Source organism: Bradyrhizobium sp. LB14.3 (assembly GCF_040547985.1).
In the GTDB taxonomy this organism is placed as follows: Bacteria; Pseudomonadota; Alphaproteobacteria; order Rhizobiales; family Xanthobacteraceae; genus Bradyrhizobium.
Window position 1 is genome coordinate 317733 of the sequence record NZ_JBEPQT010000002.1, and the last position, 25760, is coordinate 343492.

The 25760-nt window shown below is 64.9% G+C and carries 22 protein-coding genes and 1 pseudogene; 15 read left to right on the forward strand and 8 right to left on the reverse strand.

From position 1 onward, the window contains the following. Positions 1-9 precede the first annotated feature (9 nt). A complete protein-coding gene (ppx, locus tag ABIB00_RS05225; RefSeq protein ID WP_247443449.1) occupies positions 10-1512 on the forward strand; it encodes an exopolyphosphatase in 1503 nt (500 codons plus the stop codon). Positions 1513-1534: 22 nt separating this feature from the next. Here ppx and ABIB00_RS05230 read toward each other — a convergent pair whose 3' ends face one another. Further along, the gene (locus ABIB00_RS05230; protein WP_354103623.1) at positions 1535-2395 is read right to left on the reverse strand and encodes a TerC family protein; all 861 of its coding nucleotides are present in this window, start codon (positions 2393-2395) and stop codon (positions 1535-1537) included. A gap of 44 nt (positions 2396-2439) precedes the next feature. After that, positions 2440-2862: a nucleoside-diphosphate kinase gene (ndk, locus tag ABIB00_RS05235; RefSeq protein WP_106943663.1), complete on the reverse strand. Its 423-nt coding sequence runs from the start codon at positions 2860-2862 to the stop codon at positions 2440-2442. Positions 2863-3172: 310 nt separating this feature from the next. Between ndk and ABIB00_RS05240 the strand changes: the two genes are divergently transcribed. From ABIB00_RS05240 to ABIB00_RS05250, 3 genes are all read left to right on the forward strand, one after another. Next, positions 3173-3427 carry a sulfur globule protein precursor gene (locus ABIB00_RS05240; protein WP_247443447.1) on the forward strand — a complete coding sequence of 85 codons (255 nt, stop codon included), beginning with the start codon at positions 3173-3175 and terminating at the stop codon, positions 3425-3427. Positions 3428-3646: 219 nt separating this feature from the next. Next, the gene (locus ABIB00_RS05245) at positions 3647-3820 is read left to right on the forward strand and encodes a hypothetical protein (protein WP_354103624.1); all 174 of its coding nucleotides are present in this window, start codon (positions 3647-3649) and stop codon (positions 3818-3820) included. 57 nt (positions 3821-3877) lie between these two features. Further along, complete coding sequence (locus ABIB00_RS05250) at positions 3878-5743, forward strand: ABC-F family ATP-binding cassette domain-containing protein (RefSeq protein ID WP_354103625.1); 1866 nt, start codon at positions 3878-3880, stop codon at positions 5741-5743. Between the two features lie 100 nt (positions 5744-5843). On the opposite strand, the gene ABIB00_RS05255 is transcribed toward ABIB00_RS05250, so the two are convergent. The 3 genes from ABIB00_RS05255 to ABIB00_RS05265 are packed head-to-tail and all read right to left on the reverse strand — an operon-like array spanning position 5844 to position 12296. Next, positions 5844-7298, reverse strand: coding sequence for an HlyD family type I secretion periplasmic adaptor subunit (locus tag ABIB00_RS05255; RefSeq protein WP_354103626.1), 1455 nt, complete (start codon positions 7296-7298; stop codon positions 5844-5846). Beyond that, a complete protein-coding gene (locus tag ABIB00_RS05260; RefSeq protein WP_354103627.1) occupies positions 7285-9417 on the reverse strand; it encodes a type I secretion system permease/ATPase in 2133 nt (710 codons plus the stop codon). The genes ABIB00_RS05255 and ABIB00_RS05260 overlap by 14 nt, the downstream gene beginning before the upstream one ends. Before the next feature lie 29 nt (positions 9418-9446). Next, a complete protein-coding gene (locus ABIB00_RS05265) occupies positions 9447-12296 on the reverse strand; it encodes a beta strand repeat-containing protein (protein WP_354103628.1) in 2850 nt (949 codons plus the stop codon). A gap of 258 nt (positions 12297-12554) precedes the next feature. Between ABIB00_RS05265 and ABIB00_RS05270 the strand changes: the two are divergent. Together ABIB00_RS05270 and ABIB00_RS05275 are read left to right on the forward strand one after the other, a co-directional pair. Beyond that, positions 12555-12758 (forward strand): annotated as a pseudogene (locus ABIB00_RS05270) (class I SAM-dependent methyltransferase); the annotation flags it as partial. 188 nt (positions 12759-12946) lie between these two features. Further along, a complete protein-coding gene (locus ABIB00_RS05275) occupies positions 12947-13198 on the forward strand; it encodes a hypothetical protein (protein WP_354103872.1) in 252 nt (83 codons plus the stop codon). 73 nt (positions 13199-13271) lie between these two features. Here ABIB00_RS05275 and ABIB00_RS05280 read toward each other — a convergent pair whose 3' ends face one another. The 3 genes from ABIB00_RS05280 to ABIB00_RS05290 form a co-directional block, all read right to left on the reverse strand. Next, the gene (locus ABIB00_RS05280) at positions 13272-13763 is read right to left on the reverse strand and encodes a hypothetical protein (RefSeq protein WP_354103858.1); all 492 of its coding nucleotides are present in this window, start codon (positions 13761-13763) and stop codon (positions 13272-13274) included. 166 nt (positions 13764-13929) lie between these two features. Continuing rightward, the gene (locus ABIB00_RS05285) at positions 13930-14382 is read right to left on the reverse strand and encodes a DNA polymerase III subunit chi (RefSeq protein ID WP_247346350.1); all 453 of its coding nucleotides are present in this window, start codon (positions 14380-14382) and stop codon (positions 13930-13932) included. 6 nt (positions 14383-14388) lie between these two features. Continuing rightward, complete coding sequence (locus ABIB00_RS05290; protein WP_354103629.1) at positions 14389-15888, reverse strand: leucyl aminopeptidase; 1500 nt, start codon at positions 15886-15888, stop codon at positions 14389-14391. A 339-nt stretch (positions 15889-16227) separates the two neighbouring features. Between ABIB00_RS05290 and lptF the strand changes: the two genes are divergently transcribed. From lptF to ABIB00_RS05335, 9 genes are all read left to right on the forward strand, one after another. Then, on the forward strand, positions 16228-17397 hold the full coding sequence (gene lptF / locus ABIB00_RS05295) for an LPS export ABC transporter permease LptF (RefSeq protein ID WP_247346345.1): 1170 nt from the start codon (positions 16228-16230) through the stop codon (positions 17395-17397). Beyond that, positions 17394-18491, forward strand: a complete 1098-nt coding sequence (lptG, locus tag ABIB00_RS05300; protein WP_247443439.1) for an LPS export ABC transporter permease LptG — start codon at positions 17394-17396, stop codon at positions 18489-18491. Before lptF ends, lptG begins: the two co-directional genes overlap by 4 nt. After that, positions 18491-20980: an LPS-assembly protein LptD gene (locus tag ABIB00_RS05305; RefSeq protein WP_354103630.1), complete on the forward strand. Its 2490-nt coding sequence runs from the start codon at positions 18491-18493 to the stop codon at positions 20978-20980. Before lptG ends, ABIB00_RS05305 begins: the two co-directional genes overlap by 1 nt. Positions 20981-21048: 68 nt before the next feature. Next, a complete protein-coding gene (locus ABIB00_RS05310; RefSeq protein ID WP_247443437.1) occupies positions 21049-21975 on the forward strand; it encodes a peptidylprolyl isomerase family protein in 927 nt (308 codons plus the stop codon). Further along, on the forward strand, positions 21975-22991 hold the full coding sequence (pdxA, locus tag ABIB00_RS05315; protein ID WP_247346337.1) for a 4-hydroxythreonine-4-phosphate dehydrogenase PdxA: 1017 nt from the start codon (positions 21975-21977) through the stop codon (positions 22989-22991). Before ABIB00_RS05310 ends, pdxA begins: the two co-directional genes overlap by 1 nt. Continuing rightward, positions 22988-23842 (forward strand): 16S rRNA (adenine(1518)-N(6)/adenine(1519)-N(6))-dimethyltransferase RsmA, encoded by an 855-nt coding sequence (rsmA, locus tag ABIB00_RS05320; protein WP_247346335.1) that lies wholly within the window; start codon positions 22988-22990, stop codon positions 23840-23842. The genes pdxA and rsmA overlap by 4 nt, the downstream gene beginning before the upstream one ends. 24 nt (positions 23843-23866) lie before the next feature. Further along, positions 23867-24925 carry an alcohol dehydrogenase gene (locus ABIB00_RS05325; protein WP_247346333.1) on the forward strand — a complete coding sequence of 353 codons (1059 nt, stop codon included), beginning with the start codon at positions 23867-23869 and terminating at the stop codon, positions 24923-24925. Positions 24926-25139: 214 nt separating this feature from the next. Then, a complete protein-coding gene (locus tag ABIB00_RS05330) occupies positions 25140-25253 on the forward strand; it encodes a Flp family type IVb pilin (protein ID WP_247346784.1) in 114 nt (37 codons plus the stop codon). A 75-nt stretch (positions 25254-25328) separates the two neighbouring features. Further along, on the forward strand, positions 25329-25565 hold the full coding sequence (locus tag ABIB00_RS05335; protein ID WP_247346331.1) for a hypothetical protein: 237 nt from the start codon (positions 25329-25331) through the stop codon (positions 25563-25565). The last annotated feature ends 195 nt before the right edge of the window (positions 25566-25760 follow it).

The following is a 25760-nucleotide window of genomic DNA, read 5'->3' on the forward strand; positions in this document are numbered from 1 at the left end:
ATCTCTGACGTGAAGCGGCCGCGCAAGCGCGGCTCGAGCGTCGCGGTCATCGATATCGGCTCCAACTCGGTCCGCCTCGTCGTGTACGAGGGACTGACGCGGAGCCTCATTCCGATCTTCAACGAGAAGACGCTGTGCGGCCTCGGGCGCGAGGTGCAGAGCACGGGCCTGCTCGCACCCGACGCCGTCGACAAGGCGCTGACCTCGCTCAAGCGCTTCCGTGCGCTGTGCCGGGTGATGCAGGTCGGACGGGTGTTTGCGATTGCGACCGCCGCCTGCCGCGATGCCTCCAACGGCCCCGACTTCATCGCCAAAGCCGAGCGCATCTGCGCGGTGAAGATCGAGATCCTGTCGGGCCCGCGCGAGGCGCGGTTGTCGGCGCTGGGCGTGATCTCCGGCATCCATCACCCCGACGGCATCGTCGGCGATCTCGGCGGCGGTTCGCTCGAACTGATCGACGTGCGTAAGAACAGCGTGCGCAGCGGCGTGACGCTGCCGCTCGGCGGCCTCGCTCTGCAGGACCTCGCGCATAAATCTCTCAAACGCGCCGACCGCATCGTCCGCGAGACGCTCGACGGGGTGCCGCAACTCAAGGCAGGTGGCGGCCGGAGCTTCTACGCGGTCGGCGGCACCTGGCGCGCGCTCGCGCGCATCCACATCATCCAGAGCGGCTATCCGCTCCAGGTGATGCACGGCTATTCGATCTCGGCTGCCGAGGCGCTCGACTTCTCGCGTCGTCTGCGTCGTCTTGCGGCTGTCGACATGCTCGCCGACATCGAGATCGTCGCGGATGCGCGTCGTCCTCTCCTGACCTATGCAGCGCTGGTGCTCGAGCACATCATCCGCGTGGCGAAGCCGAAGACCATCGTGTTCTCGACCTTCGGCGTGCGCGAGGGCCTGCTGCACGAGAAGCTGTCGGAAACCGAGCGCAACAAGGACGGGCTGATTTGCGCGGCGGAGGAGCTGAACCAGCTGCTGTCGCGTTCGGCGAAGCACGCCCGCGAGCTGATTGCCTGGAGCGACCGCCTCGCACGCGTGGTGAAGCTGCGCGAGACCGAGGAGGACCGCCGCCTGCGCCATGCCGCGTGCCTGCTGTCCGACATCGGCTGGCGCGTGCATCCCGATCATCGCGGCGAGCAGACGCTGAGTCTCGTCGTCAACGGCAATTTCGGCGCGATCACCCACACCGAACGCGCGTTCGTCGGCCTATCCGTGTTCTATCGCTACGCCGGCCTGAGTGAAGAGAACCAGCCGCCAGTCGCCATGCAGGAGCTGCTGACGCCGGCGCAGCTTGAACGCGCCCGCCTGCTGGGCGCGGCCTTCCGCGTCGCGCATCTGATCTCGGCGGCGCGTCCGGGCGTCTTGCCGGCGACGCATTTCCGCAGCGTGGGCCGCAAGCTGTTGCTGGTGTTCGAGCACCGCCTCGGCGATCTCGTCGCGGACCGCGTCGGCAGCCGCTTCCGCGCGCTCGCCCGGCTGATCAACCGCGCCGGCTCGATCGTCCGGCGCTAGAGAATTACTCAGCCGAAGCCTTTTACTCCGCCGAAGCCTTGGCGTGGCGCTCGGAGGACTCCAGCGCGGCCGCGCTGAGGCTGCGTCGGCGCCAGATGGTGCCGACGACCAGCACGACGACGACGCCCAGGATCGCGCAAAAATATTCGCCGCCCCCGCCACCATGGGCGAACTGCGGCGGGATGCGCAACGCGCCGAGCATGTTGTCCAGCGAGGCGCCGAACGGACCGTCGAACAGCGTGTGCAGCCGCGGCGCAATGGCGGGATCGGTGGCAATCACTTCGCCTGCGATCCAGCCGAGCAGCGCCGCGCCGGCCCACACCAGAACCGGCAGCTTTGTAAGCAGCGCCATGATCAGCGCCGCACCGGCGACGATCAGCGGCACGCTGATGGCAAGACCGAGCACCAGCAAGGGCACGCTGCCATTGGCGGCGGCAGCCACCGCAATGACGTTGTCCAGACTCATGACGATGTCGGCGACGACGACGATCTGCACGGCCTGCCACAGATGCGAGGCCGACTTGACGCCGTCCTCGTCCTCTTGTTCCGGCACCAGCAGTTTGGCCGCAATCACGATCAGCGCGAGACCGCCGACGAGCTTGAGGTACGGCAGCTCCATCAGGCTCGCGACGATGCCCGTGAAGATGATCCGCAGCAGCACCGCTGCGCCGGCACCGAAGATCATGCCCCAGAGCCGATGCCGCGGCTTGAGGCCGCGGCAGGCGAGCGCGATCACCAGCGCATTGTCGCCGGACAAAAGGATGTTGATCCAGATGATCTTGCCGACCGCAACCCAGAAGGTCGGTTCGGCCATCTCGTTGCGAAACTGGGTGAAGAATGCCCCGATCGTAGCGGGATCGAAGATCTGCCAGAGCCAGTTCACACTACGTCCTTTCGCCGTGTCTCTTTAACTTATCGGCTGACGGATCAGCCGACGATCTCGTTGCCCGAGAAGAACTGCGCGATCTCGATCGCGGCGGTCTCCGGCGCGTCCGAACCGTGCGCAGAGTTCTCGCCGATCGACTTTGCGTAGAGCTTGCGGATGGTGCCGTCGGCCGCCTTGGACGGATCGGTCGCACCCATGGCATCGCGGTACTTGGCGACGGCGCCCTCGCCTTCCAGCACCTGGACCACCACCGGGCCCGAGGTCATGAATTCCACGAGCTCACCGAAGAACGGCCGCGCCTTGTGGACCGCATAGAACGTCTCGGCCTGTTCCTTGGTCATGCGGATGCGCTTCTGCGCGACGATGCGCAGGCCCGCCTTCTCGATCACGGCGTTAACCGCACCGGTCAGGTTACGCGCGGTGGCGTCGGGCTTGATGATCGAGAAAGTGCGTTCGATGGCCATAATCTTGTCCTTGGGGAAGAATGCGGTGGTTCGGAGTTGCCGGGCTTATATCGGCGCCTTCGCCGGACGGCAAGCGACCGCCCGAATGTCTCACAGGCGCTTCGCCGCAGGAGCGAACGGCCGATTCCAGCATGGCTTACAACAATTTCACCCAGATGAACCCAATCTGAAGCCCCCGTCAGGATTCGGTTCAGCTTCGCCGGCGTAACGTCAGGTCTATCGAAACCGAAACCTGATGATCAGGCAGACCGTTTCGGCGGCCTTTCCATCGACGCGATAGCCCCGCGCCGGCAATTTTGAGGAGATCACCATGTTGAGGAAACTTTCGCTTGCCGCTGTTGCCGCGGTCGCGCTGGGTGCCGCGCTGGCGCCGACCTCCGCGTCCGCTCACTGGCATGGCGGCTGGGGCCACGGCGGCGGTGGTGGCTGGCATCACGGCTGGGGTGGACCGCGCTTCTATGCCGGCGGCCCCGTCTCCTACGGTTATGGCGGCGGCTGCTATGTGCGGCGGCTGGTCCCGACTCCCTGGGGCCCCCGCTGGCGCCTGACCAATCGCTGCTACTGAGCCCGACAGCACCTTCCCAAAAGGGTACCTAAGCCCCCAGGTACCTTTCAAGCGAAGCCCCGGCGTTCCCCTGCGCCGGGGCTTTGTATTCGGGTTGGGGTATCGCGCGCTCTCATACAATTTTTGCTAGAATGACGGGCAATCTCCGCGAGTGGCGAAACCATTTGGGGGCCAAGGACTTGATACCGTGTCGCTTCTTTGAAAACACGGAACCCTGCGATGGCCGGCCTTTCTGCCAATGACGGCGAACAAATCGACCGGCGCACCAGCCGCGCGATCTCCGATGCCGTGGGCGAACGGCTCCGGCAGAGCCTGCGCCCCGAAGCCAGGCTCCCGACGCACCTCGAGCAGCTCCTCAACGAGCTGAAGCAGCGCGACCGCGATTCGCACTGACTTCAACCTCACGGAAAAACGGGTTGCGTTTGGTCCCGGGTGCGGTGACAAGGCCGCATGCTTGCGATCACCGACCTCTCCATCCGCCTCGCCGGACGCCTTCTGATTGACCAGAGTTCCGTGCAGATCACGCCCGGATCCCGCGTCGGCATGGTCGGTCGCAACGGCACCGGCAAATCGACCCTGTTCAAGGTGATCCGCGGCGAGCTCGCGGCCGAGCACGGCACGGTCACATTGCCGCCCCGTTGGCGCGTCGGCAGCCTCGCGCAGGAAGCGCCGAACGGCCCCGAAAGCCTGATCTCAGTGGTGCTCAAGGCCGACCTCGAACGCGACGCTTTGCTTACCGAGGCCGAGAGCGCGACCGACCCGCACCGGATCGCCGAGATCCAGACCCGGTTGGTCGACATCGACGCGCATTCCGCCCCGTCGCGTGCGGCCGCGATCCTCTCCGGCCTGGGCTTCTCGGCCACCGACCAGCTCCGCCCCTGCGCCGAATTCTCCGGCGGCTGGCGCATGCGCGTTGCGCTCGCCGCAACGCTGTTCGCCGCTCCCGACCTGTTGCTGCTCGACGAGCCCACCAACTATCTCGACCTCGAAGGCACGCTGTGGCTGGAGGATCACCTCGCGCATTATCCGCGCACAGTGATCGTGATCAGCCATGACCGCGATCTCCTCGAAAGCTCGGTCGACCAGATCCTGCATCTGGAGCGCAGCAAGCTCACGCTTTACAAAGGCACCTACTCCTCCTTCGAGGAGCAGCGCGCCATGCGCGAGATGCTCGATGCCAAACAGGTCAAGCGCCAGGAAGCCGAACGCGCGCGCCTGCAAGCCTTCGTCGATCGCTTCAAGGCCAAGGCCTCGAAAGCCCGGCAGGCCCAATCACGCGTCAAAATGCTGGAGCGGCTGAAGCCGATCACGGCGCTGGTCACCCAGGATGTGCGCGAGATCAGCTTTCCGGCGCCCGAGAAAATCCTGTCGCCGCCGATCATCGCCGTCGACAACGCCGCGGTCGGCTACGATCCGGGAACGCCGGTGCTGGGCCGCGTCACCTTGCGGATCGACAATGACGACCGCATTGCGCTGCTCGGCTCCAACGGCAACGGCAAGTCGACACTGGTCAAACTGCTCGCCGGCCGCCTCGCGCCATTCTCGGGCAAGGTGACGCGCGCGGACAAGCTGTCGATCGCCTATTTCGCGCAGCACCAGCTCGACGAATTGAACGAGGACGGCTCCGCCTATGACCACATCCGCAAGCTGATGGGCGGCGAAGCGCCCGAGGCCAAGGTGCGCGCCCGCGCCGGCGCGATCGGTTTTTCCGGCAAGGCGGCCGACACCAAGGTTGGAAAACTGTCGGGCGGCGAGAAGGCGCGGCTTCTGCTGGGACTCGCAACCTTCTTCGGCCCCAACATGATCATCCTGGACGAGCCGACCAACCATCTCGACATCGACAGCCGCGCCGCGCTCGCCGAAGCCATCAACGAATTCCCCGGCGCCGTTATCATGGTCTCGCACGATCGCTATCTAATCGAGGCCTGCGCCGACCGGCTCTGGATCGTCGCCGACCGCACCGTGACCAATTACGACGGCGACCTCGACGAATATCGCCGCCTGGTGCTGTCCGCGCGCAACGGCGAGCCCGCCCCGCGCGAGCGCAGCGCGGCAAGCGAGAAGCCGCAGCGTCCGAGGTCGGACAACCGCGGCCCGCTGAAGAAGCGCATCGCGGAAGCCGAGTCCGAGATCGCCCGCGTCAGCGAGATCATCACCAAGATCGACACGGCGCTCGCCCTCCCCGACATCTTCACCCGCGATCCCAAGCAGGCCGCGCAACTGTCAAAGGCACGCGCCAACGCCGCCGGCGCGCTGGCACGCGCCGAGGAGCAGTGGTTGGAGGCGAGCACGCAGTTTGACGAGGCGGCGGGGTAACGTCTTCGCCTACCCGCGCTTGCAGGAAATGGCTCAGTCGGCGAACTGGCCGGTTGCCGTGATCATGGGCGCCAAGCGGTCGTCGGCAGCGGGGTCGGAACTACCGCTCCCGCATGATGTCGTGCCGGTAGCGCTGCAGCGGCGACAACAAATAGCTCAGGATGGTGCGCGAGCCGGTTCTGATCTCCACCGTCACCGCCATGCCCGGCGCCAGGCTGACGAGGCGGTCGTCCACCTGCATCTGCGTGCGATCCAGCGAGATGCGTGCGCTGTAGCTCAGCTCCTGCCCGTTGGGCTCACTGCTATCGCGCGGCGCCCCGAGCGGGCGGTCGCTTCCGCGCTCCGGTGGACGGTCGTGAATGATGGCATCATGCGAGACGCTCAGCACTCGGCCTTCCAACAAGCCGTAGCGGGTGAAGTTGAAGGTGTCGATCTTGACGGCGGCGCCCTGCCCGGCCTCGACAAAGCCGATATCGCGGTTGGAGATCATCGCCTCGACCTCGAGCCGCGTATCTGATGGCACGATCACCAGCAGCGATTGCGCGGGCGTGACCACGCCGCCGACGGTGTGGATCGCAAGCTGCTGCACGACGCCGTCGACCGGCGACGTCAGTTGCTGAAGCCTCGTCCTCTGCTGCGCCTTGATCAGATCGCGCGCGACGCCGTTGGCTTTCTGCTCGCTCTTGGCGAGTTCGTCGGACAGGTTCTTCCTGTACTCGGCTACGGCCTGGTTACGGGTCTCCCGGATCGCGGCAACGGCGGACTCGGCCTCCTTCAAGCGGCTGCTTTGGACGCGAAGCTCCTCCTGCTGCTCGATCTGGAGCTGAAGGGTCTCGTAGTAGGTCAGCTTCGAGCCGATCTCCTTCTCCATCAGCGTCTTGCGGATCTCGACACGTTGCTGCGTGACGGGGAGCAGCGAGTCGAGCTTATGAATCGTGGCCGCGATCGTCTGATGCTCGGCGTCCTTCTGCGCCTCCTGGCGCGCAAGCGCCGCGAGCTTGGCCCTGTTCTCGCTGACCTGATTGGCGAGAAGCTGCCGCTGCGTCGCGATCAGCATCGGATCGGCGTCCGCGGGCGGGGTCAGATCGGCAGAAGCCTCCTCGCCAGCTGTCAGCGCGGCGCGAAGGCGCGCGATATTGAGCCGTTCAGCCATGAGATCGTCATGAAGACGATCGCGCTCCGCGGCGTTGACGGTCGGATCAAGCTCTATCAGCAAATCGCCTAATTTGACCGCCTGCCCATCCTGCACGTGGATGGCCCGTACCACGCCGGTCTCGAACGGTTGCACCACCTTGCTTCGCCCGCTCGAAACGACCTTCCCGGTTGCGGAAGCGACAATGTCGATCGTGCCCCATGCCGACCATGCGAGCGCCGCACAGACAAGCAGCATCAGGGCCATGCCGATGGCGCGGCCGGTTGGCGACGGCGGTGTTTCGGTGATCTCCAACGCCGCCGGCAGGAAGGCGATTTCCTCGGCGCGTCGCTCTTTCGCTTTCCGGAAAGGAACCACCGTCTGCTGCGGCCGCGCAGCCGGCACAGCCCTAGCCGACCTCATAGATCCCTCCCTGAAGACGATGCAGCGCCGCGTAGCGGCCGCCGGTCTTGATCAAGCCGTCATGCGTGCCGTCCTCGACCAGCCGGCCTCGCTCCAGCGTGAAGATGCGGTCGGCGCCGCGGACGGTGGACAGGCGGTGGGCGATGATCAGGACCGTGCGGCCGCTGGCGATCTCCTTCATGTTGTCGTGGATGATCCGCTCGCTCTCATAGTCGAGCGCGCTGGTCGCCTCGTCGAAGATCAGGATACGCGGATTGGTCACCAGCGCGCGGGCGATCGCGATGCGCTGGCGCTGTCCGCCGGAGAGCGTCGAGCCGCGCTCGCCGACCACCGTGTCGTAGCCCTCAGGAAGCTCTAGAATGAAGTCATGCGCGCCCGCAAGCTTTGCAGCGTCCATGATGCGCGTCATCGGCAGGGTCGGATCGGCCAGCGCGATATTGTCGCGCACCGAGCGGTTGAACAGCATGTTGTCCTGGAGCACCACGCCGATCTGCCGACGCAGCCAGGCCGGGTCGGTCATCACCAGATCCATGCCGTCGATCAGCACGCGGCCGCCTTGCGGCACATAGAGCCGCTGCACCAGTTTTGCAAACGTGCTCTTGCCCGAGCCCGATGATCCCACGATGCCGACGGTTTGGCCTGCCGGAATATCGAACGAGACGTCGTGCAAGATTTCCGGCCCGTCGAGCCTGTACCGAAAGCCCACGTGCTCGAACCTGATATTGCCCCGGAGCGGCGGCAGCCCCGCGCGTGCCGCGGAGTGAGCCGGCTCCGCCGCGCTGTTGAGAATATCGCCGAGCCGCGCGATCGACAGCCGCGCCTGATGAAAATCCTGCCAGACCTGGGCCAGCCGCAGCACCGGGGCCGAAACTCTCCCTGCGAAAATGTTGAAGGCCACGAGCTCACCGACCGTCAATGCGTCCCCGATCACGAGTCGCGCGCCGACATAGAGGATGGCGGCAGTGACGATCTTGCTGACGAATTGCACCAGCTGGCTCGCCGTGTTGCCGAGGCTGGTGACACCAAAACTCGCGGAGACATAGCCGGCGAGTTGCTCTTCCCAGCGGCGCTGCATCTGCGGTTCGACCGCCATTGCCTTCAGCGTTTCGATGCCGCTGACGCTCTCGACCAGGAACGCCTGGTTCTCGGCGCCGCGGCGGAATTTCTCGTCCAGCCTGCGGCGGAACAGCGGCGTCGCCACCGCCGAAATCGCGATGTAGAACGGGAACGATGCCAGCACGATGCAGCTCATCAACGGCGAATAGGCGAACATCACCGCCAGGAACACCGAGGTGAAGAACAGGTCGATGAGAAGCGTCAGCGAGGAGCTGGTGATGAAATTGCGGATGTTCTCGAGCTCGCGGACACGGGCCACGGAATCGCCGACACGCCGGGCCTGAAACCACGCCATCGGCAGCGCCAGCAGATGGTGGAACAGGCGCGCGCCGAGTTCGACGTCGATGCGGTTGGTCGTATGCGAGAACAGATAGTTGCGCAGGATTCCGAGCACGGTGTCGAACAGGGAGACGACCACGAGGCCGATGACGAGAACGTCGAGCGTGGACAGCGAGCGGTGAACCAGTACCTTGTCGATCACGACCTGGAAGAACAGCGGTGAGACCAATGCAAAGAGCTGGAGGAAGAACGAGGCAGCCACCACCTCGCCGAGCAGTCGCCGGTATTTGCCAATCGCGCCGATGAACCAGGTGATGTCGAAGTGGCGCCCGAGGTCGGATAGCCCGGCGCGCCGCGCCATCAGGATCAACCCGCCGTCCCAGATCGCGCACAGCTCGTCGCGCTCCATCAATACAGGCCGCTGCACCCCCGGCGACTGCACCAGCACCTGGTCGGGGGAAGCTTTGGCGATGACCATGAAGCTGCCGTCACGCAGCATCGCAATCGCAGGCAGTGGGCTGTCCGGCAAACGGCTCCACTGCGTTCGATAGGTTCGTGCTTTCAGTCCGAGAGACCTGGCGCAGCGGACGATGTCCGCTGCGCCGAAGACTGCCGCTCCGGTCCGGTGCCTGAGCTGGTCGCGATCGGCCGCAACGCCCTTCAAATGCAGAAGCGTCAGCAGCGCGTCGAGCCCCGTATCGGCCACGCCAGCGTTCGTCGTCATGAGCGTTCTCCAGGCCGCACCGGCTAACGTCAGGCGTGCTGCGGCGGAGCGAGCGTCTGGCTTTGGCCAGCGTGCGGATCGGGCAACGGCATCTCGCCGTGGCCGTCACCTGCCGGGACGAAGCTGGCCGCCATGGCCTGGTTGAGCAGCATCGCGGCCGCCATCGCCGCTCCGCCCTGAATGACGACGTTGTTTCCGCTGCCGCCATCGAGAACGTCGAAGCCCCCGCCACCGATCAGCACGTCGTCACCCGCGCCGCCCGTAAGCGTGTCGTTGCCGGGGCTGCCGATCAGGATGTCGTCGCCATTGCCGCCGTTGGCAACGAGCTGGATGCCGCCGTGCAAACCGGATGCCGTGATGACGTCGTCCCCATCGAGGCCGTTGATGACGATCCTGTCGCCGGTGCCGGCATCGGTGATGTTGATGTCCTGGCCAAGCCCCGAGACCGTGATGATGCCGTCGTGCTCGGTCACCGTGATGACATCGTTGCCGCCGGTCGCGTTGATGGTCACCGTATCGGCGGCGCCGTCATTGGCGCCGAGGTCGAGATTGACCTCGTTCACGCTGGTCCCGGAGAGGTCATTGACGGTGATGTTGTCGGCACCGCCGAGGGCTTTGAAGTCGACATGTTCGACGCCGTTCAGGTCCATCGCGATGGCGGCAACGTCGCGCGTGAACAGCACCCGACCACCGTTGGCCGAGATGTTGATGTTCTCGTTGATGTTGGCGCCGTTGAACGCCAGCGTGTCGGTGCCGTTGCCGCCTTCGACGGTGTCGCTGCCGTCGCCGGGATTCCAGACGAAGGTGTCGTCACCCGCGCCAAGACTGGCCACGTCGTTGCCGCGTCCGCCATTGACGATATCATTGCCGGCGCTGCCGGTGATGGTGTCGTTGCCATCGCCGCCGTTGATGTTGAGGCTGAACGACTGTCCCGCCTTGATGGAAGACGCATTGATCACGTCGTTGCCACCTCCGCCGTTGATGCCGAGCACATCACCGGCGTCCGCGTGTGCAATCGTCACCTGCGCGGCGAGGCCGTTGACCACGATCGATCCGCCGGAGGTCACGACCGATATGTTGTCGACACCGGTCGTGCCGTTCACGGTCACGCGGTCCGCCGCACCGTCGCCACCCTGGCTGCCGGGGCCGGCACTGAGGTCGACGGCAACCTGGGCGATTCCTGTCCCGGTCAGATCGTTGACGGTGATGTTGTCGGCGCCGCCGGCCGCCGCGATCTGCACGCGCTCGATACCGTCGAGATCCATGACGATGGCGGCGACGTCGCGGGTGAGCAGCGCATGGCCGCCGTTTGCCGAGATCGACATGTTCTCGGCGACATTCGAGCCGTTGAACACCAGCGTGTCCGTTCCCGCGTCACCGAAGACGGTGTCGCTGCCGTCGCCGGGATTCCACGTGAAGATGTCGTCGCCCGCGCCGAGGAGAGCCACGTCGTTGCCGCGGCCGCCGGTGACGTTGTCGTTGCCATCGCCCCCGATCAGGGTGTCGGCCCCCTGACTGCCGGTGATGGTGTCGTTGCCCGCGCCGCCGTCGATGGTCAGCCCGATCGCCGCCGCGAGCAGGGATGCATCAATGACATCGTTGCCGCCGAGCGCCTGGATCACCAGCCGGTCGTTGGCAGCCTCTGCATTTGCGATCGTCACGGCCTCCGGCATCCCCGTGACGGTTACCGTTGTGCCCGTGGCTATGACTTCGATGTGCTGATTGCCGCCGGTGCCGCTGACGGTCACCGTATCAGCCGCACCGTCGCCTTGCGTCCCTCCGGGCGTGGCTCCGAGATCGACCAGCACCTGCTTGACGCCGGTGCCGGTGAGATCGCCGACAAGGATGTTGTCAGCGCCGCCGCGCGCATCGAATTCGATCTGCTCGATGCTGTTGAGGTCCATCGTGATGTTGGCAACGTCGCGGGTGAAGCGCACCCGGCCGCCATTGGCCGATATGTTGATGGTCTCGTTGATATTGGCACCGTTGAACAACAACTTGTCGTTGCCCGATCCGCCCTCGACCGTGTCGCTGCCGTCGCCGGGATTCCAGATGAAGGTATCGTCGCCCGATCCAAGCTCGGCAACGTCGTTGCCGCGTCCGCCATTGACGATGTCGTCGCCGCTACCGCCGATCAGGAGATCGTTGCCGTCGCCGCCGGTAATCCTGTCGTTGCCGGCGCCGCCATCGAGCGTCAGCGAAATCAGGCTGCCGAGCCCGTTGCCCGCGGTGATGACATCGTCGCCGCCGCCGGCGTGCAGGACGAGATTCTCCGTCGTGCCGATGTCGAGCGAAAATGGCGCCGCGCCCGTCCCGTCGAACCGCACCCGCGTGCCGTTCGCCGTGATCGTGAACGTCTCGTCGCCGTTGCTTCCGTTGACCTTAGCCGTATCATTGCCCTCACCGCCCTCGAACAGGTTGGTGCCGCCACCGGGATTCCAGATCATGAGATCGTCGCCGGTCTCGCCAAACAACTGGTTGTCGCCGCTGCCGCCGTCCAGCGTGTCGTTACCCGCGCCGCCGAACAGCAGATCGTTGCCGCCGCCGCCGTTGATCACATCGTTGCCGGCCTGACCAAACAGAAGGTCGGCCCCCGAGCCGCCCGTGATCCTGTCATTGCCGTCACCGCCGAAAATGTGCACCGCGGGCATCGGGCCATGGCATTCGTTAACGGTGATCGTGTCGTCGCCGCCTTGACCGAAGATGTCGATCTCGCTGGTGTTGGCGACGGTGGGGGCGCCACCGATTGGCGTCACAGACCCGTTATTGATGAGAATGCGGCCTGCGTTATTACGGCTGATCACGACGCCGTTATTGGCGCTATCGCCGAAAATGGTGAGTTGGCCCGTAACCGGGGAAAAAACAGAGGTAGTAGACATTCAAAATGATCCTTCGGTCGATCTAGCCCCACCCCTCCACGTAACAGCCGCGAACATGACATTCTTGAACCGTTGCTTGAGACGCGCGTGATTATTCTGGAGATTTCGTCCAGATTTGCTTCGGGGGAGTTTTCGACAGCGGATGCGAAGGCTCTCTCATCACGAATGGCCTGATCACGGATCACGCGTAACGACCCCGTGATTTTCAAACGCGCGCGGAAGAACCGCGGCTCGAGACAAGCGCGCAGTTTGACCTGGGTGGATGTCGGTTGCGGCAAGGGCGCGTTCACTGAGCTCCTTGTTGCGAAGTCCGCCCCTTCGTCCGTTTGCGCGACCGATCCGTCCGACGGACAGATTGCGACTGCACGCCGGAAATTATCAGCAAAGCAGGTCGAGTTTTCGATTGGCGACGCGATGGCACTTCCCTACGACGTCAACCGCTTCGACGTTGCGGTGATGGCGCTGGTGCTGTTCTTCGTCCCGGATGCGCACAAAGGTGCCTCGGGAATAGTCCGCATGGTCGCATCCTACACCTGGGACATCTTGCGGAGTGGGCTCGCCCACGCAGCCCTTATGGGAGGAGATGGACGCTCTCGGCAAACCTGCAGCGCCCACCGAGCGCGGATGTATCGCGATACGAGGCACTCAAGGTGCTTTGGGCGAAGCTCGGCATCCGCGATGTCGAAACTCGCGAACTGGTCGTCGAGCGAACGTTTGCGAATTTCGATGACTACTGGCTGTCGATGGTCGTCAGCAGCCCGGCCGGCGTATTAGGAAGGCTGTCGGAGACAGGGAGCGCGGAACTCAAACGCCGGCTACAGGCAAGATTGCCGGCGAGCGCGAACGGAGAGATCACCGTTCACGCCTCGGCCACCGCAATCAAGGAATGCAAAGCCGCTTGACGATGGGGACGAGCATGGGCGGCTGATCGCATCGACAGCCGCAACCAGCTTCAGGGCAGAAGGCCGACCCGTGTTACGCCGCCGATTTCTTCTTCGCCTTCGGCTTGGCAGCCTTCGGCACAACCGGTGCCTCCGGCGTGCCCTCGATCGAGGACAGGCGGCCGGCCGTGAAGGTGTAGATGCCCGCGCGCGGGCCGGTCGTCCACGTCACGACCGCGACGCGCCTGCCGGCGGCATCAGCGGAGAGGTTGACGTTCGAGGGCGCGCCAATGCCGCGCACCACGTCGCATTCGGTGTGGCCGAGCGCAACGGTGCCCCCCATGGGCGCCGGCGCCGTCGTGGACGCATTGGCATCAGCCGGCCCGGGCTGCGGCGCCATGCCGGCACAGCCTCCGTCTGCACTGACCAGATCCTCGGCCCCAACCGCCCTGTCGGGGGTCAGCGGCGGCGACTCAATCGAGATGTTCCGGATGAACATGCGGCTGGGCGTGTTGAACCACTGGGCGTCCCTGGAGAACACATCGGTCCCAGAGCAGCCCGCGACCAGCGGGGCTACGGCAGCCAACGCAACTATGAGCGAGCCGGGAAGCTTTTGATGTCGCACGATAAACTAAATTCCCCGTGTGAAGGATCGACCCTAAGCGTTTGTCCCAACATCACTTTGCGGCACGAAGGTGACCAAAGCCATCATCGTCCGAAAAGTGCAAATTATCATTAATTGTGCGCGACCGCTAATTCCGCTTCTGCCACCGGCCCCGTTCGTCGGCCTGCCAATAGGTGACATCAAATCCCCGCGCCTTGCAATCCGTCCAGGCGCTGCGGGCAAATGCAAGCGCGTCCGGATCGTCGCCGTTGAACAGCAGCACCATGCGCTCATAGCCCTGGGCGTCCTGCGGCAGCGCGGCGTTGTCGACGAGGAAGCGGACATTGGCGCCGTTCGGATTGTCCTCCTCGATCGCCAGCACGATCGGCTGATCGGCGGCGTCGCCCACCCGCCATGTCGCGTGCGGCAAGAAGGAATCGTCGCGGTAGGTCCACAAGTGCGCGTCGAGCGCATCCGCGCGCTCCGGCGAATTCGACTGCACCACGACGCGCCAACCGCGCTCGAGCGATTTCTCGAGAAGCGGCGGCAATACGTTCTCCACCGTCATGTTTTGCAGATGATAGAACAGCACTTCAGTCATCTTGGGTCATTTGCGCTCGTAATGGTCGGCGACCAGACGGTCGAGCAGACGGACGCCATACCCGCTTCCCCAGCTCTGGTTGATGTCGGTTTTCGGCGCGCCCATGGCGGTGCCGGCGATGTCGAGATGCGCCCAGGGCGTGCCGTCGACAAAACGCTGGAGGAACTGCGCCGCGGTGATCGAGCCGCCGTGGCGGCCGCCGGTGTTCTTCATGTCGGCGAACTGGGAATCAATCAGCTTGTCGTATTCGGGGCCGAGCGGCAGGCGCCAGACCTTTTCGCCGCTCTCGATGCCGGCCGCCAGCAGCCGCTCGGCAAGTTCGTCATTGTTGGAGAACATGCCGGCATGGTCGGTGCCGAGCGCGACCACGATCGCACCGGTCAGCGTCGCCAGATCCACCATGAATTTCGGCTTGGTTTTCTTGGCGACGTACCAGAGCACATCGGCAAGCACCAGGCGGCCTTCCGCGTCGGTGTTGATGATCTCGATGGTCTGGCCCGACATCGAGGTGACGATGTCGCCCGGGCGCTGCGCATTGCCGTCGGGCATGTTCTCGACGAGGCCGATGGCACCGACGACGTTGACCTTGGCCTTGCGTGCCGCGAGCGCATGCATCAGGCCGACGACGCAGGCCGCGCCTCCCATGTCGCCCTTCATGTCCTCCATACTGCCGGCCGGCTTGATCGAAATGCCGCCGGTGTCGAAGCAGACGCCCTTGCCGACGAAGGCAACCGGTGCCTCACCCTTCTTGCCGCCGTCCCAGCGCATGATCACGGTCCGGCTCGGCCGCGACGAGCCCTGGCCGACGCCGAGCAGCGCGCCCATGCCGAGCTTGTCCATCGCCTTCACGTCGAGCACCTCGATCTTGACGCCGAGCTTGCGGAGCAAGCCTGCGCGGCGCGCGAACTCCTCGGGAAAAAGCACGTTCGGCGGTTCGTTGACGAGGTCGCGCGCAATGATCACGCCGTCCACGATCGCACCGGCCGATGCAAACGCCTTCTTCGCGGCGGCGGCATCGCCAACGGCAAGCGAGATGTCGGCGCTGGAGCCGTCCTCCTCGCCGTCCTTCTTCTTGGTCTTGTAGCGGTCGAACTTGTAGCTGCGCAGCCGCAGGCCCGAGGCGATCGCAACCGCCTGCTCGCTCGTCATGGCGCCATTGGGCAGTTCCGCCATGATGGTCATGGCCGCGGCTCCGGCGGGAAGCTTGCTCGCCGCCACGCCGCCGAATTTGAGGAAGTCGTTCGCCTTCAGGCCGGCCGCCTTGCCGGCACCGATCACGATCAGGCGGGTGGCCTTCACCCCCTCCGGCGCCAGGATGTCCAGCGCGGCGCCGCTTTTGCCTTTGAAGGCGGCGGCGGAGGCGGCCCGCTTCACGAGTTCGATTGCCCCGCCAAGCGCCTTGACGGTCGCTGGGCCGAGCTTCAGACCGTCGTCGCAGAACACGACCATGATGCCACGGACGGCGGTAGACAACGGGACAATGCCGACCTTGATGGCATCGGACATAGGTAACTCCTCCAAAACATGGGGCTTTTTGCCGATCGGCGGTCCCGGCCACGGGCCGGAGCTGAACGGCGATTCACTGACTCTGCCGTACTATGGGCTAGGGGCCCGGCAGATGCCAAGCACCCCCGTGGCCGCGAGGCCACAACGAGGGAAATGTTAACCATATGTTGAGGGTGCCACGGGGCGGCCATTTTGTTGACGGATCAAAGGGATGGTAGTGAGAGAGTAAGCTGCTGGAAGAGACGGTTGGCCGACCTTGGGGATCCCCTCGCGGGGATTGGTTGGACAGCCGAAATTACGGCCGACGTTGGGGACTTGGTGGGATTCGTGCGGTAGCGCATGGGGTCAATCGACAGGTATATCTTCCGCACGACGCTCGCGTCGTTTGCGCTGGTCTTGGTCAGCCTGACGGGCGTGATCTGGATTACGCAGGCGTTGCGCGGCATCGACCTGATGACGAGCCAGGGTCAGACCATCCTGACCTTCCTCGGCATCACCAGCCTCGTCGTGCCCGCGTTGGTCCTGATCATCTCGCCGATCGCGCTGATGATCGCGATCTCGCATACGCTGAACAAGCTCGCGACCGATTCCGAGATCATCGTGATGAATGCCGCCGGCTTCTCGCCGTTCCGGCTGTTCTATCCGTTCTTCTACGCCACCTGCGTGGTGGCGCTGCTGGTCGCCTTCATCGCGGCCTATCTCGCCCCCGACGGCATGCGGCGGATCAAGCAGTGGGACGCCGAGATCACTGCCGACGTGCTCACAAACATCCTCCAGCCCGGCCGCTTCGCCCAGCTCGACAAGAACCTGACGATCCGGATTCGCGAACGTCAGCCCGGCGGCATCCTCGCCGGCATCTTCATCGACGACCGCCGCGATCCGAACGAGCGCGTCTCGATCGTCGCCGAGCACGGCGAAGTCGTGAAGAACGACACCGGATCGTTCCTGGTGCTGGAGACCGGCAATCTCCAGCGCTTCGAGGCCGGCAAGCGCGATCCCGCGCTGGTGGCGTTCGGCCGCTACGGCTTCGACATGTCGAAGTTCTCGGGCCAGGGCCGCGACGTCGCCCTCGGCATCCGCGAGCGTTATCTCTGGGAGCTGCTCTCGCCGTCAGAAGACGACCCCGTCTACAAGCAGATTCCCGGCCAGTTCCGCTCGGCCTTGCATGACAGCCTGTTGGCGCCGATCTATCCGTTCGCCTTTGCCGTGCTGACCTTTGCGTTCCTGGGGGCGCCACGCACCACCCGCCAGAGCCGCAATTTCTCGATCGGCTCCTCGATCCTCGCCGTGTTCGGCCTGCGCATGGCCGGCTTCGCCTGCTCGGTGGTGGCCGTGAAATCGCCGGGCGCGGTGCTGGTCCAATATGCGATGGTCTTTGGTGCCATCGGCATCGGGCTGGCGATCATCATCGGCGGCCTCGTGGTCGAACCGCCGCCGCGCCTCATGGAGGCCATCAACAGGTCAAACGCGCGCATCGCGCGGCTGTTCGGACGGCCGGCTACCGCATGAGCATGCTCACCAACACACTCGGGCGCTATTTCGCCGGCCGTTTCGTGGTCGCAGCGCTCGGCGTGTTCGCCAGCATTTTCCTGCTGCTGGTGCTGGTCGACTACATCGAGATGGTGCGCAAGACCTCGGGCCTTGCATCCGCCTCCGCAGTCATGGTGGCCGAGACCTCGCTGTTCCGCGTGCCGCAACTGTTGGAGAAGCTGACGCCGTTCTGCATGCTGATCGGCGCCATGACCTGCTATCTCGCCCTCTCCCGCCGGCTCGAGCTCGTGGTCGCGCGCGCCGCCGGCGTCTCCGCATGGCAATTCATCTCGCCGGCGCTCGGCAGTGCGCTGCTGATCGGAGTGATCGCCACCGTCGCCTACAATCCGATGTCGGCCAATCTGCGCGAACTCTCCAAGCGCATGGAAGCCGAGCTGTTCGGCTCTGCGCCCGGCGGTGGCATTCAGGACGCCTCCGGTTTCTGGCTCAATCAGGTCACCAATGACGGCCAGACCATCATCAACGCGGCGCGCAGCGAGCAGCAGGGAGTCCGGCTCACGGGGCTCACGCTGTTCCGGTTCGACACGGAGCAGCACTTCAAGGAACGCGTCGAGGCGCGCGAGGCGACGCTCGAGTCCGGCCGTTGGCTGTTCAAGGGCGTCCGCCGCTTCTCGCTGGATTCGCCGCCGATCGACCAGGCCAGCCTGGAGATTCCGACGACGCTGACCGAGGCACAGGTCCGCAACAGTTTTTCCACACCCGAGACTGTGTCCTTTTGGCAACTACCGAGCTACATCCGCTCCTCCGAAAGCTCGGGCTTCGCGACAGCCGGATACCGACTCCAGTATCAGAAGCTTCTGGCGCAGCCGTTTTTGCTTGCAGCAATGGTGATGCTGGCGGCCTCCGTGTCGTTGCGCTTCTTCCGGATGGGCGGCGTACAGAAGATGGTTTTGAGTGGCGTGGGCGCAGGCTTTCTGCTCTACGTTTTGTCGAAAGTGACTGAAGATTTGAGCAAGGCTGAGTTGATGCATCCGATCGCTGCGGCGTGGTTGCCCGTGGTGGTGGGCGGCCTCACCGGCTTTTTGGCCTTGCTGTATCAGGAGGACGGATAGTGACGGCCGTCCACCAAGGACCCGTGTCTCGTTGGACGCGGCGCACATTGGTGCGCGCGAACGGGTTTGGCTTGTCCATTCGCAGGTTCCTGCTTGCTTTCGCCGCCGTGGCATCGCTCGGTGGCCTGATCGACGTTGCCGTCGTGGCGCCGGCCTCCGCCCAGGGCTTCACCTACAATCCGCTGCCGCCGCGTCCGAAGCCGCCGAAGGTCGCCAACGACAACCAGATGCTGGTTCAGGCAACCGAGGTCGACTACGACTACAACAATTCGCGCGTCTCCGCGGTCGGTAACGTCCAGCTGTTCTATAACGGCACCAGCGTCGAGGCCGACAAGGTCATCTACGACCAGAAGACCAAGCGGCTCCATGCCGAAGGCAACATCCGCATGACGGATGCCGACGGCAAGATCACCTATGCCGAGATCCTGGATCTTTCCGACGATTACCGTGACGGTTTCGTCGATTCGCTGCGCGTGGACACGGCCGACCAGACCCGCATGGCGGCGAGCCGCTCCGATCGCTCCAGCGGCAACTACACGGTGTTCGAGAACGGCGTCTACACCGCCTGCGCGCCGTGCAAGGACGATCCGAAGAAGCCGCCGCTGTGGCAGGTCAAGGGTGCGCGCATCATCCACGACCAGCAGGAGAAGATGCTGTATTTCGAGACGGCGCAGCTCGAATTCTTCGGCGTGCCGATCGCCTATATGCCCTATTTCTCGACGCCCGACCCGACCGTGAAGCGCAAGTCCGGCTTCCTGATGCCGGGCTTCACGTCGAACACGCCGTTCGGCTACGGCGTCGAGGTTCCGTTCTACTGGGCGATCGCGCCCGACATGGACGCGACCTTCAACCCGCGCATCACGTCCAAGCAGGGCGTGCTATTCCAGGCCGAGTTCCGCCAGCGCCTGATGGACGGCGCCTATCAGATCCGCGTCTACGGCATCGACCAGCTCGATCCGAGCGCGCTCGCCGGCCAGCCCGGCGACAGGCAGTTCCGCGGCGCCGTCGACACCAAGGGTCAGTTCGCGCTGAACGACAAGTGGGTCTGGGGCTGGGACGGCGTCCTCATGTCCGACTATTACTTCTTCTCGGACTACCGGTTGTCGCAATATCGCGATCCGTTGGGCTCGTTCCTTTATCTGCCGACGGATGCGCTCTCGCAGCTTTATCTGACCGGTGTCGGCAATCGCAGCTTCTTCGACGCGCGCACGATGTACTGGCTGAGTTACTCGGGCAACCAGAGCCAGGTGCCGGTCGTCTACCCCGTGATCGATTACTCGAACGTGCTGAACTATCCGGTGTTCGGCGGCGAGTTCAGCTACAAGACAAATTTCGTGAACCTGTCGCGTGACACCGCGGTGTTCGATCCGATCACGACGCTCGCCAACACCAACAGCCTGTGCACGACGGCGTCGGCCGATCCGCTCGCGCGCACGCCGTCGCAGTGCCTGCTACGCGGCTTCCCGGGCACCTACACCCGCCTGACGGCCGAAGCGCAGTGGCGCAAATCCTACACCGATCCGTTCGGTGAAATCTGGACTCCGTTCGCCATTCTCCGCGCCGACGCGATCAACTCCTCGGTCTCCAACCAGCCGGGCGTGTCGAACTATCTTCCCGTCGGCGACACCCAGGCATTCCGCCTGATGCCGACTGTCGGTCTCGAATACCGCTACCCGTTCATCAACATTCAGCCCTGGGGCTCGACCACCATCGAACCGATCGCGCAGGTCATCATCCGGCCGAACGAGACCTATGCCGGCAAGCTCCCCAACGAGGACGCCCAGAGCATGGTGTTCGACGCCTCGAACCTGTTCAGCGTCGACAAGTTTTCCGGCTATGACCGCGTCGAGGGCGGCGGCCGCGCCAATGTCGGCGTGCAGTCCACCACGCAGTTCGACAAGGGCGGCGCCGTCAAGGTGCTGTTCGGCCAGTCCTACCAGCTGTTCGGCATGAACTCCTTCGCAGTCCAGGACACCATCAATACCGGCGTGGATTCCGGCCTGCAAAGGCCGCGTTCCGACTATGTGGCGAGCGCGGCCTACTCGCCTAACAGCACCTATACGTTCAGCGTCCGCTCCCGCATGGACGAGCAGACCTGGAACGTCCAGCGCTTCGAGGCGGAAGGCCGCGCCAACTTCAATCGCTGGTCGATCAGCATGCTGTACGGCAATTACGCGGCGCAGCCGGAACTCGGCTATCTGACCCGCCGCGAGGGCATCCTGACGTCGGGCTCGATCAAGGTCGCGGCCAATTGGGTGGTCACGGGCTCGGCGCGCTGGGACCTGGAGGCCAACAAGATCAACCAGTATGTGCTCGGTGCCGGCTATGTCGACGATTGTTTTGTGCTCGGCTTGAACTACGTAACTGCGTATAGCTATTCCGCGGGCTCGACGCCGCCCGTGCTGAACCACGCGATCATGTTCCAGATCGGCCTGCGCACGCTGGCGAATACATCGACGGCCAGCAGTTCCGGCGGCGGCCTCCAGTGAACGGTTTGAAGTGACGTCCGCGTGTTCCCGATCGCAGGTTCACCGCGGCTGACATGCGAGCGACAAATATGACGATGCCATTGCCTGTCTTCCGCCTCCTCCTCGTTCTCGCCGCCCTGCTCCTGGCCGGCACGCCCTCGCGCGCGCAGAACATCGTCGTGATGGTCAACGGCGATCCGATCACCGACTTCGACATCGAGCAGCGCTCCAAGCTCGACCAGCTGACGACGCAGAAGATGCCGGCCCGCCAGGACGTCATCAACGAGCTGATCGACGACCGGGTGAAGCTGAAGGAAGGCAAGAAATACGGCGTCGACCCAGGCGTCTCCGACATCAACCAGTCCTACGAGGGCATGGCGCAACGCATGCGCATCTCGCCGGACCAGCTCACCAAATCGCTCGAGATCAAGGGCGTCCGCCCCGAAACCCTGAAGACCCGCATGAAGGCCGAGATGGTCTGGACAAGCCTCGTGCGCGGCCGCTTCAAGGAGAAGCTGATGGTCGGCGAGAAGGACGTCGCGCAGGCCGTGCAGGCCCAGACCGGCGACAAGCTTCAGATCGAGGGCACCGAATACAAGATGCAGCCGATCGTGCTGATCGTGCCGCGCGGCTCGTCGCCGGCATTCCTGGAGACGCGGCACAAGGAAGCCGAGCAATATCGCTCGCGCGTCGGAAGCTGCGAAGAAGCCAATTCCTTGTTCCGTTCCACGCCGAACGCCACCATCCGCGACACCGTCACCAAGACCACGGCGGAGCTGCCCGAGGCGCTGCGCAAGGTGCTCGACGACACGCCGATCGGCCACCTGACCGCGCCCGAGGCGACCAAGGCGGGCATCGAGATGGTGGTGCTGTGCTCGCGCAAGCCGACCATGATCGACACGCCGAAGAAGCGCGAGGTCCGCGAGAAGATGTATCAGGAGAAGTACGAGAAGACCCAGAAGACCTATCTCGATGACCTCCGCAGGGCCGCAATGATCGAATATCGCAACCGCTGATGGCCAGGCAGCCAGCCAAGCCCCTCGCCCTGACGCTGGGAGAGCCTGCCGGCATCGGCCCCGACATCACCATCGCAGCCTGGCTCAAGCGCCGCGAACTGGACCTGCCCGCCTTCTACCTACTTGGCGACGAGGCGCTGATCGCCCGCCGCGCCAAGGCGCTCGGCGCCGACGTCAGGATCGCCTCGGTGAGCGCCAGCGGGGCCTTATCCGTCTTCGCCGAGGCCCTGCCCGTGGTTGCGACCGGCGAGCCCGCGAGCGCCGAGCCCGGCAAGCCCGACGCATCGAGCGCCCCGGCCGCGCTCGCCTCGATCCGCCAGGCGGTCACTGACGTCCGCGAGGGTCGCGCCGGCGCCGTCGTCACCAACCCGATCGCCAAGAGCGTGCTCTACCGCGCCGGATTCCGCCATCCCGGCCACACCGAATTCCTCGCCGAACTCGCCGCGGAAGACGGCCGCGTGCCGCAGCCGGTGATGATGCTGTGGTCGCCGCGGCTCGCCGTGGTGCCCGTGACCATCCACGTCTCCTTGCGCGATGCGCTGGCCCAGCTCACCAGCGAGCTGATCGTCTCGACCGTGCGCATCGTCGCAACCGAACTGAAATCCCGCTTCGGCATCTCGAATCCGCGCATCGCGATCTCCGGCCTCAATCCGCATGCGGGCGAGGACGGTTCGCTCGGCCACGAGGAGCAGACCGTGATCGCGCCGGCGCTCAAGGCGTTGCGCAGCGAGGGCATCGAGGCGAAGGGACCGCTTCCTGCCGACACCATGTTTCACGAAGCCGCGCGAAACAGCTATGACTGCGCCGTCTGCATGTACCACGACCAGGCGCTGATCCCGATCAAGACGGTGGCATTCGACGACGCGGTCAACGTCACGCTCGGCCTGCCCTTCATCCGCACCTCGCCCGACCACGGCACCGCCTTCGACATCGCCGGCACCGGCAAAGCCAATCCGGCAAGCCTGATCGCGGCGTTGAGGCTTGCGAGCCGGATGGCGGCTGCGAAAATCCGATGAGCGCGATCGACGACCTCCCGCCGCTTCGCGAGGTCATTCGCCAGCACGATCTGTCGGCACGCAAATCGCTCGGCCAGAATTTCCTCCTCGACCTCAATCTCACCGCGCGCATCGCCCGTGCGGCGGCTCCGCTCGAGGACTCCACCGTCGTCGAGATCGGTCCCGGCCCGGGCGGACTGACGCGCGCGCTGCTCGCGCTCGGCGCCAGACGCGTCATCGCCATCGAGCATGACGAGCGTGCTATTCCTGCCTTGCAGGATATTTCCGCGCGCTATCCCGGCCGTCTGGAGATCGTGCATGGCGACGCCACAACCTTCGACCCGCGCCCGCTGCTATCAGGCGAACGAGCAAAGATTATCGCCAACCTGCCCTACAACATCGCGACCCACCTTCTGATCGGCTGGCTCACCACCGAGCCCTGGCCGCCCTGGTACGACATGATGGTCTTGATGTTCCAGCGCGAGGTCGGCGAACGCATCGTGGCGCGCGAGGACGAGGAGGCCTTTGGCCGCCTTGGCGTGCTCGCCAACTGGCGCTGCGAGACCAAGATCCTGTTCGACATCGCGCCGACCGCCTTCGTGCCGCCGCCGAAGGTCACGTCTTCGGTCGTACGACTGACACCGCGCGAACAGCCTCTCGCCTGCGACCGCAAGCTGCTCGAACAGGTCGCGGCCGCCGCCTTCGGCCAGCGCCGCAAGATGCTGCGCCAGAGCCTGAAGTCGCTCGGCGCCGATCCCGCGCGGCTCGCCGCAGCGGCCGGCGTCGATGCGACGCGGCGCGCGGAGACCATTCCGATTTCCGGCTTTGTTGCCATGGCGCGTGAATTGGCGGATATACGAAACGAAAACTAAGACAGAAATTCCGGAGGAAGAAATATGGCGTTGATGCGTCGGCAGTCCCTGGTCAAGTTCGATGCGCCGCTGTGCGAGACCATCGTTGACACGCCAAAGCCGACAGGGCGCGAGGTGCTGGTGCGGATCGAGCGCTGCGGCCTCTGCCACTCCGATCTGCACATCCAGGACGGTTATGCCGATCTCGGCGGCGGCAAGAAGCTCGATACCACGCGCGGCATGACGCTGCCCTTCACGCTCGGCCACGAGATCGCCGGCGTGGTCGACGAAGTTGGTCCGGAGGTAGCGACCGGCCTCCTAGGTCAGAAGAAGGCGGTGTTTCCGTGGATCGGCTGCGGCCAGTGCCGCGACTGCGCCAATGGCGACGAGAACCTCTGCGCCAAACAGCGCTTTCTCGGCGTCTCCATCGACGGTGGCTTCGCCACCCACGTGCTGGTGCCCGACGCGAAATATCTGCTCGACTACGACCCCCTGCCCGTCAACCAGGCTGCGACCCTGATGTGCTCCGGCGTCACCGCCTACGGTGCGCTCAAGCGCCTGGTCGACCGTCCGCGCCAGCGCAACCTCCTGCTGATCGGCCTCGGCGGTGTCGGCATGATGGGCCTTTCCTTTGCGGAGGCCATGTTCAAGCAGCCGATCTCGGTCGCCGACCTCAGCAGCGCCGCGCGCGAGACCGCGCTGAAGAACGGCGCGGCGGTGGCTTACGATCCGGCCGAGCCCGACGTGGTCAAGCGCATCCTCAAGGAGACCGAGGGCGGCTTCGACGAGATCGTCGATTTCGCCGGCAACGAGAAGTCGATGGCCTTCGCGGTCGCCGTCGCGGCGCGCGGCGGCAAGATTGTAGTCTCCGGCCTTATGGGCGGCCAGTTCACGCTGCCGATGGTGCAGTGGGTCTACAAGCGCATGACCATCGAGGGCTTCATGGTCGGCACGCTCACCGAGGCCCAGGAGCTGATGGCGCTCGCCCGCGCCGGCAAGATCAAGCCGACGCCGATGCGCGAGGAGCCGATGGGCGACGTCCAGACATGGATCGACGAATTGCGCGCCGGCAAGGTCGTCGGCCGCATAGTGCTGAAGAATTAGCGACGCAAGGATCGAGCGGTCGTGGCGGCGGGATCGATCTCCCGCCGCCCGCTTCGATGATCGCGATTGACGCAAGGTGCGGTTCCGAATTGGGGAACCCACCGCCCGCGGATATGGTCCTCGCCAGCTCCTTCCTGGAATTCTCGCAAGACAATTCTCGCAAGACCATGCAGACCATTCGCCACCTCTCGCCGGCGAATCCGGCGCCACCGCGATCGAGTACGGCCTGATCGCCGCCGGCATCGCGCTCGCGATCATCGCCGTCGTCAACAACCTTGGCTCGACACTGAACAAGAAGTTCAGCGCGATCAGCACCTCGCTGAACTAGCGCGGACACCCGCGTTAGTTCGCGGCACCTCGCCTTGGGCGCGGAACGTCGGCGGCCGCCTTGCGTTGGCAGCGCATGTCCATTCGTTGCACCGTCGAAAGCGCATTCTTCATCGCCTGGAGCTTCCTGGAGCAGAGCGGAGAGCTCGGCCCTCCGGACGAGTCCGCGAACGTCCTTCTCGACGCCATCGAAGCCCAGCTCAGGACCGGCGAACGCCGGCAGTTGATGCTCGCCAACAAGGCGATCGATGCCTATCGCGCGCATGCAGCCAAAGTGCGGTCCGCGCACGACTGCGAAGCCCGCTTCGGGTGACGAACGTCGCCGCCGCACTCGGGACCGCCGGCTCCGCGGCGTACAGGTATAGGCCGGCGGTCCGTCGGGCGGAGCGCGCGGGGTGCGTCGCTCCCGCGACGAGGACGCTACGCCGATCCGCGTGCCTGCTGTGTGCACTCCTGCACAGAGTTCATGAAGTTGAATGCCTCCGGTTCGGCCGCGCCACGCGGCCCT

Bases quoted from the DNA above. Each gene is read 5' to 3' on its own strand.
- ndk (WP_106943663.1), bottom strand. From the start codon at position 2,862: ATGGCCATCGAACGCACTTTCTCGATCATCAAGCCCGACGCCACCGCG.
- ABIB00_RS05240 (WP_247443447.1), top strand. From the start codon at position 3,173: ATGTTGAGGAAACTTTCGCTTGCCGCTGTTGCCGCGGTCGCGCTGGGT.
- ABIB00_RS05245 (WP_354103624.1), top strand. From the start codon at position 3,647: ATGGCCGGCCTTTCTGCCAATGACGGCGAACAAATCGACCGGCGCACC.
- ABIB00_RS05250 (WP_354103625.1), top strand. From the start codon at position 3,878: ATGCTTGCGATCACCGACCTCTCCATCCGCCTCGCCGGACGCCTTCTG.
- ABIB00_RS05255 (WP_354103626.1), bottom strand. From the start codon at position 7,298: ATGAGGTCGGCTAGGGCTGTGCCGGCTGCGCGGCCGCAGCAGACGGTG.
- ABIB00_RS05260 (WP_354103627.1), bottom strand. From the start codon at position 9,417: ATGACGACGAACGCTGGCGTGGCCGATACGGGGCTCGACGCGCTGCTG.
- ABIB00_RS05265 (WP_354103628.1), bottom strand. From the start codon at position 12,296: ATGTCTACTACCTCTGTTTTTTCCCCGGTTACGGGCCAACTCACCATT.
- ABIB00_RS05285 (WP_247346350.1), bottom strand. From the start codon at position 14,382: ATGACTGAAGTGCTGTTCTATCATCTGCAAAACATGACGGTGGAGAAC.
- ABIB00_RS05290 (WP_354103629.1), bottom strand. From the start codon at position 15,888: ATGTCCGATGCCATCAAGGTCGGCATTGTCCCGTTGTCTACCGCCGTC.
- lptF (WP_247346345.1), top strand. From the start codon at position 16,228: ATGGGGTCAATCGACAGGTATATCTTCCGCACGACGCTCGCGTCGTTT.
- lptG (WP_247443439.1), top strand. From the start codon at position 17,394: ATGAGCATGCTCACCAACACACTCGGGCGCTATTTCGCCGGCCGTTTC.
- ABIB00_RS05310 (WP_247443437.1), top strand. From the start codon at position 21,049: ATGACGATGCCATTGCCTGTCTTCCGCCTCCTCCTCGTTCTCGCCGCC.
- pdxA (WP_247346337.1), top strand. From the start codon at position 21,975: ATGGCCAGGCAGCCAGCCAAGCCCCTCGCCCTGACGCTGGGAGAGCCT.
- rsmA (WP_247346335.1), top strand. From the start codon at position 22,988: ATGAGCGCGATCGACGACCTCCCGCCGCTTCGCGAGGTCATTCGCCAG.
- ABIB00_RS05325 (WP_247346333.1), top strand. From the start codon at position 23,867: ATGGCGTTGATGCGTCGGCAGTCCCTGGTCAAGTTCGATGCGCCGCTG.
- ABIB00_RS05335 (WP_247346331.1), top strand. From the start codon at position 25,329: ATGTCCATTCGTTGCACCGTCGAAAGCGCATTCTTCATCGCCTGGAGC.